At 42.1% G+C, this 15502-nt stretch carries 12 protein-coding genes; 4 read left to right on the top strand and 8 right to left on the bottom strand.

From position 1 onward, the window contains the following. Positions 1-7: 7 nt before the first annotated feature. From rbsD to gltS, 5 genes are all read right to left on the bottom strand, one after another. Positions 8-427 carry a D-ribose pyranase gene (rbsD, locus tag AB4405_RS13405; protein WP_372061268.1) on the bottom strand — a complete coding sequence of 140 codons (420 nt, stop codon included), beginning with the start codon at positions 425-427 and terminating at the stop codon, positions 8-10. Between the two features lie 207 nt (positions 428-634). Continuing rightward, a complete protein-coding gene (locus tag AB4405_RS13400) occupies positions 635-2272 on the bottom strand; it encodes a putative bifunctional diguanylate cyclase/phosphodiesterase (protein WP_372061267.1) in 1638 nt (545 codons plus the stop codon). A gap of 402 nt (positions 2273-2674) precedes the next feature. Next, complete coding sequence (locus AB4405_RS13395) at positions 2675-3361, bottom strand: type 1 glutamine amidotransferase domain-containing protein (protein ID WP_372061266.1); 687 nt, start codon at positions 3359-3361, stop codon at positions 2675-2677. A 184-nt stretch (positions 3362-3545) separates the two neighbouring features. Further along, a complete protein-coding gene (locus AB4405_RS13390; protein ID WP_372061265.1) occupies positions 3546-4166 on the bottom strand; it encodes a glutathione S-transferase N-terminal domain-containing protein in 621 nt (206 codons plus the stop codon). An 87-nt stretch (positions 4167-4253) separates the two neighbouring features. Continuing rightward, a complete protein-coding gene (gltS, locus tag AB4405_RS13385) occupies positions 4254-5480 on the bottom strand; it encodes a sodium/glutamate symporter (RefSeq protein WP_372061264.1) in 1227 nt (408 codons plus the stop codon). Positions 5481-5812: 332 nt separating this feature from the next. Between gltS and AB4405_RS13380 the strand changes: the two genes are divergently transcribed. Next, entirely contained in the window at positions 5813-6760 is a 948-nt protein-coding gene (locus AB4405_RS13380) for a LysR family transcriptional regulator (protein ID WP_372061263.1), read from the top strand. Positions 6761-6908: 148 nt separating this feature from the next. On the opposite strand, the gene AB4405_RS13375 is transcribed toward AB4405_RS13380, so the two are convergent. Then, on the bottom strand, positions 6909-7910 hold the full coding sequence (locus AB4405_RS13375) for a GTP-binding protein (RefSeq protein WP_372061262.1): 1002 nt from the start codon (positions 7908-7910) through the stop codon (positions 6909-6911). 528 nt (positions 7911-8438) lie between these two features. Here AB4405_RS13375 and clcA point away from each other — a divergent pair. From clcA to cqsA, 3 genes are all read left to right on the top strand, one after another. Further along, positions 8439-9839 carry a H(+)/Cl(-) exchange transporter ClcA gene (gene clcA, locus AB4405_RS13370; protein ID WP_372061260.1) on the top strand — a complete coding sequence of 467 codons (1401 nt, stop codon included), beginning with the start codon at positions 8439-8441 and terminating at the stop codon, positions 9837-9839. Between the two features lie 111 nt (positions 9840-9950). Continuing rightward, positions 9951-10919, top strand: coding sequence for a TDT family transporter (locus tag AB4405_RS13365; protein WP_372061259.1), 969 nt, complete (start codon positions 9951-9953; stop codon positions 10917-10919). 212 nt (positions 10920-11131) lie between these two features. Further along, the gene (cqsA, locus tag AB4405_RS13360) at positions 11132-12313 is read left to right on the top strand and encodes an alpha-hydroxyketone-type quorum-sensing autoinducer synthase (RefSeq protein ID WP_372061258.1); all 1182 of its coding nucleotides are present in this window, start codon (positions 11132-11134) and stop codon (positions 12311-12313) included. A gap of 261 nt (positions 12314-12574) precedes the next feature. Here the strand turns inward: cqsA and AB4405_RS13355 are convergent, their stop codons facing one another. Continuing rightward, complete coding sequence (locus AB4405_RS13355) at positions 12575-14623, bottom strand: response regulator (RefSeq protein ID WP_372061256.1); 2049 nt, start codon at positions 14621-14623, stop codon at positions 12575-12577. Between the two features lie 207 nt (positions 14624-14830). Beyond that, positions 14831-15484: a GTP cyclohydrolase I FolE gene (gene folE, locus AB4405_RS13350; protein WP_102470310.1), complete on the bottom strand. Its 654-nt coding sequence runs from the start codon at positions 15482-15484 to the stop codon at positions 14831-14833. Positions 15485-15502 lie beyond the last annotated feature (18 nt).

The following is a 15502-nucleotide window of genomic DNA, read 5'->3' as shown; positions in this document are numbered from 1 at the left end:
AAGCTATTTAAAAAACAACGCCAGATTGAAAGACAACATTGGCATACGGTGTGCATTCACCAGTGCGAACAATCGCTTTCGAAGCCTGCGTTCTTACTTTGAATTCTTCATGCGAAACATACTGTATAGCGATGGTTTTATTCGTCGCCTGTGATTCGCTGGTTATCATCTCCATCAAGGCATCATGCAATTCAGGTGAAACCGTTTTGAACTCTTCCGCCAGTAGTACACTTTCAATCTGAGCCTCCGATAAATACACCCGAACCGTATCGAGAAAAGACGGTATGCCTAACGTGAGTGCCAGGTCTATACGCTGAACGTCGTCAGGAATAGGCAAACCCGCGTCGCAAATGGTCATTTCATCGGTATGACCCAAGGTTGAAACGATATAAGAAAGCTCTGAGTTAATGAGTGCACTTTTTTTCATGATGCGACCTGTGAGGTAATTTTAAGGTGTCGATATAATGCGAAAACACATTGCATCGAAACGTATCGATGGAATAATCCTAACGTCAGAAATTTAAATTTCGAGAAGGATAATAATGAAATGTGATGGTTGTCACTTCATCGAAACGTATCGATACGATTTCCGTGAATGGTTTCAAATTCTGTAATCTAGGGGATAATTTAGAGGTTAAGCGTCGTGTTGCACTAAACGGGAGACATAACTGCCTGAAGCAAAATGACAGCCGATGGCACTCAATGATGCCCATTGTTTTTCGTTCTCAACGCCTTCGGCAATCGTCTCGATGTCGAGTAAATTGGCCAAACCAACGATAGCCTTTGCGACTTGCTTTACCGATTCATCGCCAGCAATCTCTTGGGTCAACAACGCACTGATTTTGATTTTTTGAATGGGAAGATCACGGAGATCGGAGATCGAAATGTGCCCCATCCCGAAATCGGCAACGGTGATTTGGCATCCGTAATCAACCAATTGATACAGCTCATCAATGCTTCGCTTCTTAGAAAGCATCTCTTCAAAGACCTCCAATATCAAGCAATGGCCGGGCAAATGATATCGACGCAAAATTTGCACGACTTCATCAACAAACCCGCCATGACCAAAGTTCTTTGACGAGACCTTTACTGCTACTGTCTTTAACGCACCAACCGATGCGTATTTACAGGCTTGCTCAATGGTGAATAGATTCAGTTTTCGAATCAACTGGCTTTCTTCCGCTATGGGAATGAATTCGAAACGATCGACTAACCCAAAGACTTGATCTTGCCAATCTAGCCGACTCTTATAGCTCACTACAGAGTGGTTGGCTAAGTCAACGACAGGTATGAACCCCACTTCCAAACGATGTTGCTCAATCGCGGCAGAAAGTCGTTTGGCGAGCGCTTTCTTTCGACCCCACTGCTCCCCCATTTGGTCGGTATAACACAGCCAATTCGCCTGACACTGCTTTGCGCGATACATCGCAAGATCCGCTTGCTTTAATAAAAGGCTCGACGGAATCGTTCTTGATGTATTCGTCGTGATACCGATCGCGGCCGAACCGCGCTCATACTTGTTACCGATTTCGATGTAGGCTATCGCTTCAATTAGCCGTTGGGCTAGGACGCTGGCAACGTTAGCATCACAATTGGGAAGTAATACAACAAATTCGTCTCCGCCTAGTCGCGCTACGATGCCTTCATCGTCAATCACATTTTTAAAGCGTCGGGCAACCGTTTGCAAAAACAAGTCGCCATAATCATGCCCCTTACTATCGTTGATTGACTTAAATTCATTAAGATCAATCAATAACAAGGAATAGCAATCCGTTGATTGGGACGGGTCGATAAGAAAAGACTGCAGATGGTCAAAAAAGGACGTGCGATTTGGTAACCGCGTCAGCGCATCGAAATAGGCAAGATCACTGAGTTTTTCCGTCATGTTTTTTTCTAGTGTGATATCGCGCTTCACCGCAATGTAATAGGTATCACCTTCATAGCTAAAAGGGCTAATTTGAGCCTTTTCAATAAACAATGTGCCATTTTTCTTGCGATTAATAAGCTCGCCGTACCAAGCTTTACCTTGTCGCAGTTGAGACCACATTTGACGATAAACATCAGGATCGGTGTTCCCCGATTTCAATAAATTAGGATTCTTATCAATAACCTCTTCAGGCAAATAACCCGTTAGTTCGTAAAACTGGTTATTTGCATATTTGATGCTTGCTTTCACGTCGGTAATCAATATCGCAGCCGCACAATGTTGCATTGCGCTCGCTATCAAGTCGAATGGCAATTCAAGTGTCGATTTTGGCGATATGTGATCCACTGCAGAAGAAACCCAATTAGATTAATCGAGCCATCATAAATATTAATGGAATCAACATCAAATGAAACGTCAAATTATTGTAGCTTTAACAACAATAATTTGACGCAAAACTAAAATATCGATATTAATTATTAGCAACCAAGCTAAGAATAATTCCAATTGAACGTTCACATTAGCCAGTTGATATCAATAAGTATTCGTTTCTTCTTGAGTAATTAAAGCTTAAGCGACGAAGAGTTTGATTCGCTAAAGTTGGAGCCGCTGCATTTTGTGATTAAGGTTTTGTACGTTAAGCCTTACATGAGGACATTGTTTTCTTGTAGACGGTATGCGCTTGTTGGATAAAGAATCCGTCTATATGCCGGCATATGGTGAGCGAAGCAGAATACAACATCAGAGATTTTATCCTTCATTGAGTCTGCCCAAGAGTGTCAACGTTGCCTCTTTACAGCTTGCTGAATTTTGCCCAGTAATCAACAATCCGTCCATTTCAACATGTGCTCCCCCCTCATTGGATTGATGGAATATTGCCCCACGACGAATGAGCTCATCTTCGACCAAAAAAGGCACCATTTCTGCTCTTCCCGTGTTCATTTCTTCCTTATTACTGTATCCAGTGACGTTCTTGCCTGCCACAATAGGCTGATCCTCTAGGTCGGATACATTAATCAAAACCCCACTGGCATGGCCTACGGTGCATATTGGTTTATCTTGGCTGTAAAAGTTATCTAATAAAGAAACCGCGTCAGGGTCGCAGGATAAATCACACAAGCCTCCATATCCTCCCATAATAACGACAGCAGAATAGTCTTTAGGTTCTATATGACTTAATAAATGCGTGGCTGCTAGACTTTCTTGTACGCGTATATCGTCTTCAAAACGCTTCACCTCATCACGGGAACAGCCTAAACCCTGACCTAATAAGGTAACGCTAAGTGGATCAATGGGCACTTGACCACCTTCCAAAGAACATAAGGTGACCGCAACACCGCAGTCGACCAGCGTATAATAAGAGATAATGAATTGATCGAGCCACAGACCCGTTGGTGTTGATGAATACCCCAGGTATTGTTGGGAGGTGATCACCATTACTATTCTTTTGCTTTGCATACCCACGTTGTCGTTTACTCATTTTGTCTTAAAGCCACCTTATAAACTTAGCGAGTTTAAGTGATAATTCAAACAAAACCAGGTTAGAACATCGACAAAAAAAGAAGCCAAAAGGCTTCTTTTTTATTACTCAATGTCATTCAATCGCTTAATTTTTAGCGGTTCAATTACTTTGTATCGCAGCTCGATCTGTTACAACCTCATACCAACGTCTGATATTCGAATATGAGTCTAGAACCCCAATCCCTAAGGCTTTGCTGGCTACAAATACCAAAATATAAGCACTGATATCCGCTATCGAATAATGCATTGTCGCCACATAATCAGACTTGCCAAGCTGCATATCCAGCTTGGGGAGAAACAGCTCAACGCGGTGTTTTGCTTCTACCCCCCACTCCTTCACGCAGTTTTCTCTGTCACTGTATAAACCTGACGTGTTACGAAACGCTTGAAATGCATTTTGAATACCATCAATCTCAACAATCCGGTTCCACATTTCAATTTGAGCTTGCTCTAATGGTGTCGAGCCAAACAGATTTAGCTCATTGGGCGTAATATCATTGAAATATCGACATATCGCGATGGTCTCAGCGATGCAAACGCCATCATCAAGCTCAAGTAATGGGACTTTACCGTTAACGCTTTTTTCTTGATATTCTGCCGTTAGATTGGCGCCTTCTCTAACATTAATTTCTATACGCTCAATGCCTGATACACCAATCTCGCTCAAAAAAATCTCAAGCCTCTTGCTACTAATCGTTACCGCCGATCCATATAATTTCATGACCCTTCCCTTTCCCTTTATTCGCGTAATAAATGCCGTGCAAGTGAGTACAACCTTATTCACCTGTAGATTCGTATTCTGTTACGCCTAACTTAGTATTCCCATGAAATAAGGAATAATGAACGCATTCGCTAAATCAATAAAGAACGCACATACCAACGGTACGACAATAAACGCTTGATGTGAGTTTCCGTATTTTTGGGCAACCGCAGACATATTTGCCATCGCTGTTGGCGTTGAACCCAATGAGATCCCGCCAAATCCGGCACAAATAACCGCTGCATCATAGTTCTTACCCATCGCAGGAAAAATGATAAATAGGTTAACTAAAATTGCGATAACAAATTGCGCGCCTAAGATAGCGAATATTGGTCCAGCAAGATCAACCAACGTCCATAGCTGCATGCTCATCAACGACATTGCTAAGAATGCCCCTAGTGAAATATCGGCGATTAGCGCAACTGACGGCTTATTCGCTGGCCACTTTGTGCCAGTAAGGCGAGGATAATTATGAGGCACCAGATTGGATAAGATAATACCAGCAAACAAGCACGTCACGAACAAAGGCAACTGAAGGCCTAATTGCTCAACTCCCTCATTTAAAAGCACACCCACAATGATACAGGTGTGTATCGCCAACATAGCATCTAAGAAGTCGTAGGACGTGATCTTAGTATTAGGCTCTGAATCAGATATGCCAACATCCATGGCTTCTTCTTCGGACGGCTTAAGGTCATATCGGTTAATCAAAAACTTAGCGATGGGCCCTCCCATGATACTGGCAAGAATTAAACCGAACGTCGCACTGGCAATACCAATTTCCATTGCGGTTTCCAACCCAAATTGCTCTTGGATTTTCGGCGCCCAAGCAATGGCGGTCCCATGTCCTCCGATCAGCGATACCGTTCCACTCAATAAGCCAGCAATAGGTTCTAACCCAAATGCGGTTGCGACAGTAATACCTGTAATGTTTTGAATCAACATATAGCCTATTGTGATGACTAACAGGATAACAAGTGGCTTGCCCCCTTTCATCAGGTCACCCAGGCTGGCATTAATACCAATGGTGGTGAAAAAGTAAACCAGTAATAGATCGCGCGCCATCAAATCAAAATTCACTTCGATAGAAGTGGCCATGTGAAACAGTGCGAACACTACAGAAAATACAATACCACCAGAGACAGGCTCTGGGATGCTAAATTCTTTTAAAAACCCGATAACTTGTGTCAGTCTTCGACCGACAAACAGTACGATAATCCCCATCGTGACAGCCATGAACGAATCAATGTGAATCACACCGTTCTCAATAATCATTAATCTTACTTCCTGTTAGACATTTGTTAAGAAATATCATGCCTTTATTCACGCTCCTATCCAACCATTTTTATATATTTATTTCGTATTAATCAGTCACTTTCATTTTGTCCACATCCAGCAACTGTCATCGAATTAAAACTAGCCGACCAGCGATGTTATCAAGCAAGAACATTTGCGAAGCATCAGCATATTTAACTCGCCGTTACCTAACTCAATCCCAGTTCCTGCGTTGTTATCAAAACATAGTGCGACTCACCAATTAATGGCTATTCTTTTGTAGGGTCAGTAATATATATGCCTCTATCAATTAGTTACGTTAAAGGATTCCTATGTCCATTTCTCATCAGCTGCAACTTTTTGTCGATGTCGTCCAGCAAGGTTCATTTGCTAAGGCAGCGGCATTGCACGATATGGATAATTCGGCCTTATCGAAACAGATAAAAAAGCTAGAGCTCCACCTTGGAGTGCAATTGCTTAACCGCTCGACTCGTTCTTTTTCAGTCACTTCTGCTGGAGAAGAAATATTGGCGCAAGCACATGTGCTGAGAGAGACACTGCAACAAATCCAAGGGATTGCCGATTCCTATCAATCTGAGCCCAAAGGCATTATTCGAATCAGCTCCGCCATCTTTTTTGGTCAGCAATATCTTCAACCTGTGATTACAACGTTCATGAAGCAGTATCCCGAGGTCAAGGTTACGTTGCTGCTGGATGACAAGCGGGCCGACATCATCGCTGACCATTTTGATGTCGCGTTTCGCATTGGAAAACTTACCGAATCAAACCTCATCGCGCGGAAAATTGCCAATACCAATTTTGCATTGGTCGCATCACACCAGTTCATTGAACAACATGGGATGCCCGATTCTCCCGAAGCATTACTGGCACTTCCTGCCGTGATTTATAGCAATGGTGATATCAGCCTCGATACTTTCAGCATGAGTGACAAGCCGTATGGCAATACAATGAAGACGTATAAAATGCAGGGGAATTACAAGGTGAGCGACGTAAGAACGATGGTCAGCGCCATTCGAGACGGGTTAGGTTACTCTCTCATCGATCTGTTTAATCTAGAAGCACCAATCGATGAGCTTGGCCTCACACCACTACTCACTGATTACGCGTTATCAACGAGAGAAACTGGCATCTATGCTGTGTATCCACATAGAAAACACACACTGCTCGTCAGTGCGTTTATTCGAGCGGTGCAAGAGCATATTGGCGAGCCCGCATTTTGGGAAGCTTTTGTACCCAACTATAAGTCTATGTACCGTTGAGGTATGCAATAATAAGCCTTCAGTTAACGAGTGTCGCGTTAATAGGCGCTGAATTAGTAGACTTTGGCTGACCACCTCTGACGTAAAGTCACTATGCATGACATTTGAATACCATGTCGCGCGAATAACGACATGGTATTCTGGGCGCTTATGGTTTTAGACCACACAGTGACAATAATATGCTTTCTAGGTCTCCCCAAGGAAGCAGTTGGCTGTCGATAACCTCTATTCTAGATTCATATCCTTCCAGTGAAATCTCATTTACCGAGACAATTCGGTTGGACACATTAAACGCGTAGCAACCTTTATTTGTGTTAACGACCGCTTTAACCCTCTCCGCCGTTAAATCACTGAGCATAGAGAACAACTGGTCAAAATCAAATAGATGCTCTGAACCAACGATCCAGCCACAGCTATAATAACCTTGTCCTTTGTTTTCTTTACGAATGAATGCGTGTTGAGGTGGCAGTTCAAAAACAGGGTCCATATCACTATGGTCATGTTCATCATGGATAATAGCTGCCACATTGCCTTTCGAGCTCGTTGTGGAACGGCGCTCAATATCCAACACCTCTACCGGTAGGTGCCCGTGCTTAATCAGCTGATGAAAAATCACCGCCGGTTCTTGAACACTCACCCAATCATTAAACACGTCGACATCCTCGGCACTGCACTGGTCAACCTTAGTGCCTACAACAACGTCAGCTGCGGCAAGCTGATCATTGAAGTTATTGTTCGACAGATACTTATCGTCGGATAAGTATCTTGGATCGACAAGCGTGATTGTTGCCCTCAAATCCACATAACTTTGATACTGTTCAGAGGTTAATGTTTTAATGACCTGCTTGGGATGCCCCAATCCGGTGGGCTCGATGATTAAGCGGTCTGGCTTTTGTCGAAGTAGTGCATTGATTCCTACCGACATCGGTACCCCGGCCGTGCAACACATACAACCACCAGGCACCTCTTTGATCAACGCCCCACCTTCTGCCATTAGGGCACCATCAATGCCGATTTCACCAAACTCATTGACCAGAACCGCCCAGTGTTCATTTTTTGGCTTATTCTTCAACAAGTTGAGAATCGTCGTCGTTTTTCCTACGCCAAGAAATCCAGTGATGATATTGGTAGGAACTTGTTGTATAGACATAATCAATCCATTAAAACGAAAATATGCCATCAGTATAAACATATTTGCCATTCATCATAGATCGCAAAATGTAGAAACTTATGTTGTTCGTTGAACAAAAAAGAACACACATTCTTTCAGCAGCACAGGCAGTATGCCTTAAACGACAAAAGGCGCACTTTGCGTGCGCCTTGACCCTCGTTACTCAATCGTGAGTTTGCGAATCTCAAAGCAAAACTAGCTGCTGAGATAATTTACGAGGCGGTAGTATGTGTGAATCTTCACTTCCAAATTGTACGTAGGGGTTCAAATCCTCCGTGCTTGTCGAATACATACCCTACGATTTAACTATGGACCATAATGGCTTAATTACAAGGAAAACGGATTTTTTCTTGATGATTTTTTTCTAATAACTTGCAGTGCCCCAAGACCTCACTAATATTGCAATACTACTTTGCAAACTTGTCACTGTTGTAAACCCATAGAATTCGTATAATTTTGTTTAACAATACTCATATCAATTTACATCCTCAAAAGGCCAACCACGCAATGACTAAGAGAGAAAGATTTAAACAATCGTTACTTGCACGCGTGCCCAAAGAAACGATTAATCAATTTCTCTCTAGAGACAAAACACCGATTTCAGTTCTGTTCTTGTCTTGCATTGTCGGCATTCTCGCCGGGCTTGTCGGAACCTTATTTGAACTGGGCGTTCATTTTGTAACCGACACTCGCACAGAGTGGCTAAAAGACGAGATTGGCTCAGTTCTCCCTCTTTGGGCATCCGCATTTTTAATCAGTGCATGCCTCGCCTTCGTTGGCTATTTTCTTGTACACAAATTTGCACCAGAAGCCGCAGGCTCGGGTATTCCAGAAATAGAAGGTGCAATGGATAATATAAGACCCGTCCGCTGGTGGCGGGTACTCCCGGTGAAATTTTTTGGCGGGTTAGGTGCTCTTGGGTCTGGAATGGTGCTTGGTCGGGAAGGCCCAACCGTTCAAATGGGGGGAAATCTTGCTCGTATGGTCACGGATATTTTCCGCGTCAAAGATGATGATAGTCGACACACTTTACTTGCCTCGGGGGCTGCTGGCGGGCTTGCAGCTGCGTTTAACTCTCCACTCGCTGGCATTATGTTTGTCGTCGAAGAAATGCGGCCCCACTTTAGATATTCATTAATCTCGATTAAAGCCGTTCTTATTTCAGCGGTTTCCGCAACGATTGTGTTTCGTACCATCAATGGCCAAGATGCCGTTATCACTATGCCTCAATATGACTCACCCAGTATGCAAGTTCTTTGGCTATTCCTTGTATTAGGAGCCTTGTTCGGTGTTTTTGGAGTGGCATTCAATCGATTAATTACTCTTTTTCAAGATCTTTTTGCCAAACTACACCAAAATGATTTAAAACGATTTTTAATTACAGGATCGTTAATTGGCGGATCATTTGGTTTGTTGCTTTTATATATTCCCGAGCTCACAGGTGGTGGCATTGGGTTAATACCTAATATCACTAATGGTGATTTTGGTGCCGGATTTCTTTTTGTTCTGTTTATTGGCAGAGTACTCACGACGCTAATTTGTTTTGGTTCAGGCGCGCCAGGTGGTATTTTTGCCCCTATGCTCGCACTCGGTACGTCGTTCGGTTATGCCTTTGGTTTAATGGCGAAACTTATCTTTCCTGATTTGCCTATTGAACCAGGCGTCTTTGCTATTGCCGGTATGGGTGCCCTTTTCTCTGCGACCGTCCGCGCTCCCATTACTGGTATTTTATTGGTTATCGAGATGACTAACAATTATCACTTAATCTTGCCACTGATTATCACCGCTCTAGGTGCCACCATTGTTGCGCAAATGCTGGGTGGGCAACCAATATACAGTCAGTTATTACATCGCACACTTAAGAACACAAAGCTAAAACAAGAAGATCTACCCAGCAAAGAAAACTAAGGCGCTTTTACCACTAAAATACGGTACAATCAGACGGCTAGACTGCTAATATAACGAAAGCTCATAAGCAGTTTTTACAAGGATGATAACAAGAGACCTGATTGAGTGCCGATGGATATAACCGCTGTAAAACGATTAACTCAGTTTCATAATGTCCCAACATCCCAGGCCTCATTGGCCCTTGGGATAATTGGCCTTGGGCACGCATGGGCACTGTACCTCCCTAGTATTGGTAAACAAATTCAACCCATTTTAGCTGCGATTGGGGCTTTTCTACTCATCCCCGTTTTATTAAAGTACCTCTTGAACAAGCATATATTTTCGGCTGACATTAAACATTCATTGACCGGCAGCTTAATGGCGCCAATGAGCATGGCATTATTAATACTATGTGATTATTTGGCAGTAATATTACCACTTGTTGCCTATCCACTTTGGTTCGCAGCTTTAACGTTACATATTACTCTAGCGTTATTGTTTTTCTTTTATCAGTTACGTAATTTTAAGATAGCAAACATCGTCCCTAGTTGGTTCTTATATCCTGTTGGATTAATAAGTAGCTCGTTGGCCGGAACCCAGTTTGGCCATACGGTTTATTCAGAAACGATCGCTAGCATCTGCATTGGCATCTATTTCTTCATGCTTCCTCTTGTCTTATATCGTTTGGTATTTGAAGGCGTACTAAAAAAGAGAGCAAGGCCTACGCTCGCGATAATGGCGGCGCCCATTAATTTGACATTATCCGCTTACCTCATCAACTTCGATGAGCCAGATCCCATACTGACGGGAGCACTCGCAGGTATCGCGATCACGATGACATTGATGATCTACCTATGCTACTTCCGACTCTTGAGACTTAAGTTTCAACCCTCTATTGCAGCAATCACGTTTCCATCCGTCATTAGCTCAATTGCGATGCACAGACTCACCTCGTTTTTTGAGGTCGAATACCCTCATTGGCACTGGTTACACAACTTTGGCTTTCTTGAACTCACCATTGCAACATTTGCAGTTATTTGGGTAAGTATTGGCTTTATTTTTATGTATTGGCCAGAATTGAAATACCCTGCCAGAAAGTGATGTTTTTATCAGTAACATCTGAAAGCACAAAAGGTTTGCAACACTTAGACCCCCTATCGGTATAAGCAAAATAAACATATTAATATAAGTTATAGCTCATTCTGCAACCATCACCAAATAATAAGTATTTGGCTAGTGACAGCAACTCTCTGATCGGCAATAAATAAATACATCGGCCGACTTATAATTTCAATTACACAGAGAATACTGTTATGCACTTAACTCAGATTAAAAAGGCTCTCCCTGATTTTATTACTCAAAAGCATGATTTTTTCATTGAAGATCGTATTCATTCGAATGCCGATAAAAAACCAATTATCTGTGGTATGCAACCGAAATCTGGTGATGTCGTCATGCAAACTAACGATTACCTAAGTCTCAACAGTAACGAAACCATTAAAAATGCACATATCCAAGCCATCCAAGACAATGATGAAAGCCTATTAATGTCGGGTGTTTTTCTGCTTGGTAGTGATAAAAAACCGGCATTTGAAACAAAACTCGCACAACTTACCGGATTTGAGAGTTGCTTGGTCGCGCAATCGGGTTGGACAGCAAACATTAATTTACTTCAGGCGATATGCAATAAAGATACAAATGTGTACATCGATTTCTTTGCCCACGCATCGTTATGGGAAGGCGCGCGTATAGCTGGCGCAAAAATCTTTCCTTTTATGCACAACAATACTCGTCATCTAAATAGACAAATCAAGAGAAATGGCCCAGGCATCATCTTAGTTGACTCAATCTACAGCACGATAGGAACGATTGCTCCTTTAGTTGACCTTGTGTCTATATCCTACGAACACGAATGCGCACTAGTCGTCGACGAGTCACACTCGTTAGGCACACATGGACCAAAAGGAGCAGGACTGGTCGCAGAGCTTGGATTAACAGAACATGTAGATTTCATTACAGCAAGCCTAGCGAAAACCTTTTCTTACCGAGCCGGCGCTATTCTGGCAAACAAGAAAACAGCCTACTGTATTCCTATGGTCGCTTATCCGGCAATATTTAGTTCGGCTATGCTGCCGTATGAAATGAAACGCTTAGAAACGACATTGGAGGTCATTGTTGCGGCTGACCAACGACGTAAAACCTTGAAAGACAATGCAGAATACTTAGGTCGTCGCTTACGAAATATTGGGTTTGATATTCGCAGTGAATCGCAAATCTTTGGTTTAGATACTGGTGATGCTCAGAACACGCTTAAAGTACGCAACTTCTTTGAGAGTCATGGCATTTTTGGTTCAATCTTTTGTCCACCAGCAACGCCAAATGGAAAGCACATATTACGCTTTTCTGTTAATGCCGAGCATACACTTGAGGAATTAAATCGTGTAATCAACGTTTGTCAGCAAGCATGGGACAATCCCGAATTGGTTTTTGATTAACGATTAAATACTAGGAAACGATCAAGCACTCGTTAGCTGTTAGGTGCTTGGTAGTTAATATGTGTTGGGAACCTAATAGATGTTTGGTAACTAATATGTGTTTGGTGACTAATAGGCATTTGGTCACAATGAGCACCTAGTAATGTCACTCTTGCTAGATAAGTGATTAAGTGTAAAGCACATTAACGGCGCGTCAGACAAAGCGTTAACACGATTACGTACGCCCCTAGCGTGAAAGGCGCTAGGGGAAATGGGTAGCATTTAAATCCAAGCCGCTACTTTGTCTATAAGCTCATCTTTAGGTGTCGGTTTTACGACATAGTCATTCATGCCATATTCGTTTATTTTTACAATGGTCTCTTCACTTTTGTCACCCGTGTAACCCACGATGGGTACTGAGGCATAGGCGGTGTTAGATTCTCGAATAATTTTAGTTGCACTTAAGCCGTCAAGAACGGGCATTTCGATATCCATCAATATCAGATCCACCGATTCCGTTGCCAGCTTATCAAGTGCGACCTGCCCATTCTCAGCTTGCAGTACATGTAAGCCCTGCTTCTCTAGCATAATTGTGGTAATAGAACGTAAAGAATGATTATCGTCGACAATCATAACCGTGCGTTGACTTGAAATTTCGTTATAAGAAGGGACTTCATCAACTTCACGAAAGGCATCAAACATTAAATAGTCTAATGAAGCACTAGGGTTATCAAAGAATTTTTGCCACTCAAACAATTCAATGGTGACGTAGCGTTGAAAGTACAAGTTTCGTACGTCAAGGGGATCATGTAAAAAGGCGATTCTTGCCTCAGTAAATGAGAGTTTTCCTTCAAGGCGTGACATTAATGCCCAGCCATCCCGGTCTAATCGACCATCAATAATAATCAAGTTATATTCAAATTGATGTTCTTCATACGTCGATGCTTCTGCCATCGATACCGTTTTAACACTGAGATCGGTGCTTGCACCAATCGTATTGAGCTTTTCTTTGATCATTGAGCTATCTTGACCAATATAAAGAAGGGATTTTGATTTCATAAGATCAAGCTTAATATGATTAATGGTACTTGAAGCGTAATAAGGAAACTTAAGTTCAAACTCTGTCCACTTCCCTTGAATCGAACGACACTTAATTTGACCACCAAATGACGTCATCACTTTTTTGCAAAAAGAGAGTCCAAGCCCAAATGTGCCATTTTTTCCTGTCGTATAAAAATCTTCGAATATATTCTTAATCAGATCAGGTTCAATACCTAACCCAGTATCTTTAACGAGTAAACTGTAGCCATCACCGGTTTTTTTAGAGCGGATTGAGATGGTAAATCGCTCAGCACCTCTATGACGAAAAGCATTTTTAAGCAAATTGTAAACAACGTACTTAAGCAAAGTGTCACTGCCCAGATACTCAAAGTCTTCATCGAGTTCTAGGTTTACCGCTCTTCGTTCTGATTCGTTTTTGTAGGCATAACTTTTTACCGCATTTTCAATGACAAACCTAGCTCGGTGCTTACAAAACGTGGAGGTAGATACCCTATTTTTGTCAATGGATGTCAACAATAGATCAATAGTTTCATTACCCGCCCAAATGACTTTCATTGACTCATCAATGATATCGTTTAACGTTTGGATTTCTTGTGCATTCAGATGATAAGAATGTCGATAAGACGAATTACTATTCGGCACAACGGAGCGCATCACTTCAAACGAAGATAACAAGGCACTTAACGGGTTTCGCATTTCATGCGCAATACCCGCACCAAACGATTTGGCAATGGACACTTTTGCTTCGTGTTCAGTTTGGTTTCTAAAATAAAACAGGTTACCAAACACATAAGTAAAGCCAAAGATAGGGATAAAACTGAGCTTGTGTGCAAATTCTACCGTACCATCCGAGACAAAATAAGCAACAGCGGACGCCAGCAGTAACGATATTATGGCTTGGATACACATCACTCGAGTGTCATGAACGAGCAAAATATGAATAAAGATGGATGACATGAAAGATAAGACCCAAACATCGGACCAATTATTCATTAACATCATGTAAAAAAAGAAAAAAGGCAGGCAAAGCCCTATTGAAAATAAGTAGTAGTGTGGAAGATATTGCTTCAAACTTCGCGGTAGATAGTGACGACAGGCCAACACCATCACCGAAGCACTGCACGCGAGTCGTAGCCAGAGATTTTCATAGGCTTGTGGAAATATAAAATCCCACATCCAATAATATAACGGAAAGCCGAGTCCTCCCATTAATACCACTAAAAATAGGTTTGGCTCTGCATAGTTATAGATTTTTTGAAGTCTATTCATCCAACTAGTCCAACGAGACAGATCTTTACTTAACAGTGATTATTCATCACTACCGCATCCATTACCAGAAGTAATAAGCTGACTCTATCTTATAATTCCTTTAGATTTTCAATAGTATGGCTGAAAACGAATGCTAAATACAACAACGCCTTCGAATTTCGAAGGCGTTGTTGTTAAAATCAATCAATTCTTAAAAAGCATAACGTATTATCTAAGACCACTTAAAAATTCGTGACGGGTCGCCGGAATAGATTTAAATATCCCGCCTAGAGCCGTTGTCGTCGTTTCACTGGTTGCATCCATCACACCTCGTGACTTAACACAATAATGTACAGCATCCATTGTCACTGCAACATCATCTGTTTCTAACAAGGTTTGCAGTGCGACGAGAATTTGTTGGGTCATGCGTTCTTGTACTTGAGGTCGTTGGGCAAAAAATCGCACAATACGATTGATTTTCGATAAGCCAATGATTTTACCTCGAGGAATGTATGCCACCGCGGCCTTGCCATCAATGGTCACAAGATGATGTTCACATGTACTGGTGACAGTAATGTCTTTTACTCTCACCATTTCGCTGACATTCATTTTGTTTTCAATAACAGTGATCTTTGGAAAACGCTCGTAGTCCAAGCCTGAAAAAATTTCATCGACGTACATTTTAGCGATACGTTGTGGTGTTTCCATTAAGCTATCATCAGTTAAATCAAGTTGAAGTAACGTCAAAATCTCCCGCATGTGGTGTTCAATGCGTTCTTTTTTCTCTTCTCGACTGACTGTGTTTGGCAACATTGGTGTCTCTAAACCACGTTTTGAGAGAGCTTCCTTGACCAATATTGCAGATTCGCTTAGCGCTGACATTTACTTACCTCTTACTAG

Origin of the sequence: Vibrio sp. 10N.261.51.F12 (assembly GCF_041471725.1) — a bacterium.
Classification (GTDB): Bacteria; Pseudomonadota; Gammaproteobacteria; order Enterobacterales; family Vibrionaceae; genus Vibrio.
This window is presented reverse-complemented; position numbering and strand designations above follow the sequence as displayed.

Bases quoted from the DNA above. Each gene is read 5' to 3' on its own strand.
- rbsD (WP_372061268.1), bottom strand. From the start codon at position 427: ATGAAAAAAAGTGCACTCATTAACTCAGAGCTTTCTTATATCGTTTCA.
- AB4405_RS13395 (WP_372061266.1), bottom strand. From the start codon at position 3,361: ATGGTGATCACCTCCCAACAATACCTGGGGTATTCATCAACACCAACG.
- AB4405_RS13390 (WP_372061265.1), bottom strand. From the start codon at position 4,166: ATGAAATTATATGGATCGGCGGTAACGATTAGTAGCAAGAGGCTTGAG.
- gltS (WP_372061264.1), bottom strand. From the start codon at position 5,480: ATGATTATTGAGAACGGTGTGATTCACATTGATTCGTTCATGGCTGTC.
- AB4405_RS13380 (WP_372061263.1), top strand. From the start codon at position 5,813: ATGTCCATTTCTCATCAGCTGCAACTTTTTGTCGATGTCGTCCAGCAA.
- AB4405_RS13375 (WP_372061262.1), bottom strand. From the start codon at position 7,910: ATGTCTATACAACAAGTTCCTACCAATATCATCACTGGATTTCTTGGC.
- clcA (WP_372061260.1), top strand. From the start codon at position 8,439: ATGACTAAGAGAGAAAGATTTAAACAATCGTTACTTGCACGCGTGCCC.
- AB4405_RS13365 (WP_372061259.1), top strand. From the start codon at position 9,951: ATGGATATAACCGCTGTAAAACGATTAACTCAGTTTCATAATGTCCCA.
- cqsA (WP_372061258.1), top strand. From the start codon at position 11,132: ATGCACTTAACTCAGATTAAAAAGGCTCTCCCTGATTTTATTACTCAA.
- AB4405_RS13355 (WP_372061256.1), bottom strand. From the start codon at position 14,623: ATGAATAGACTTCAAAAAATCTATAACTATGCAGAGCCAAACCTATTT.
- folE (WP_102470310.1), bottom strand. From the start codon at position 15,484: ATGTCAGCGCTAAGCGAATCTGCAATATTGGTCAAGGAAGCTCTCTCA.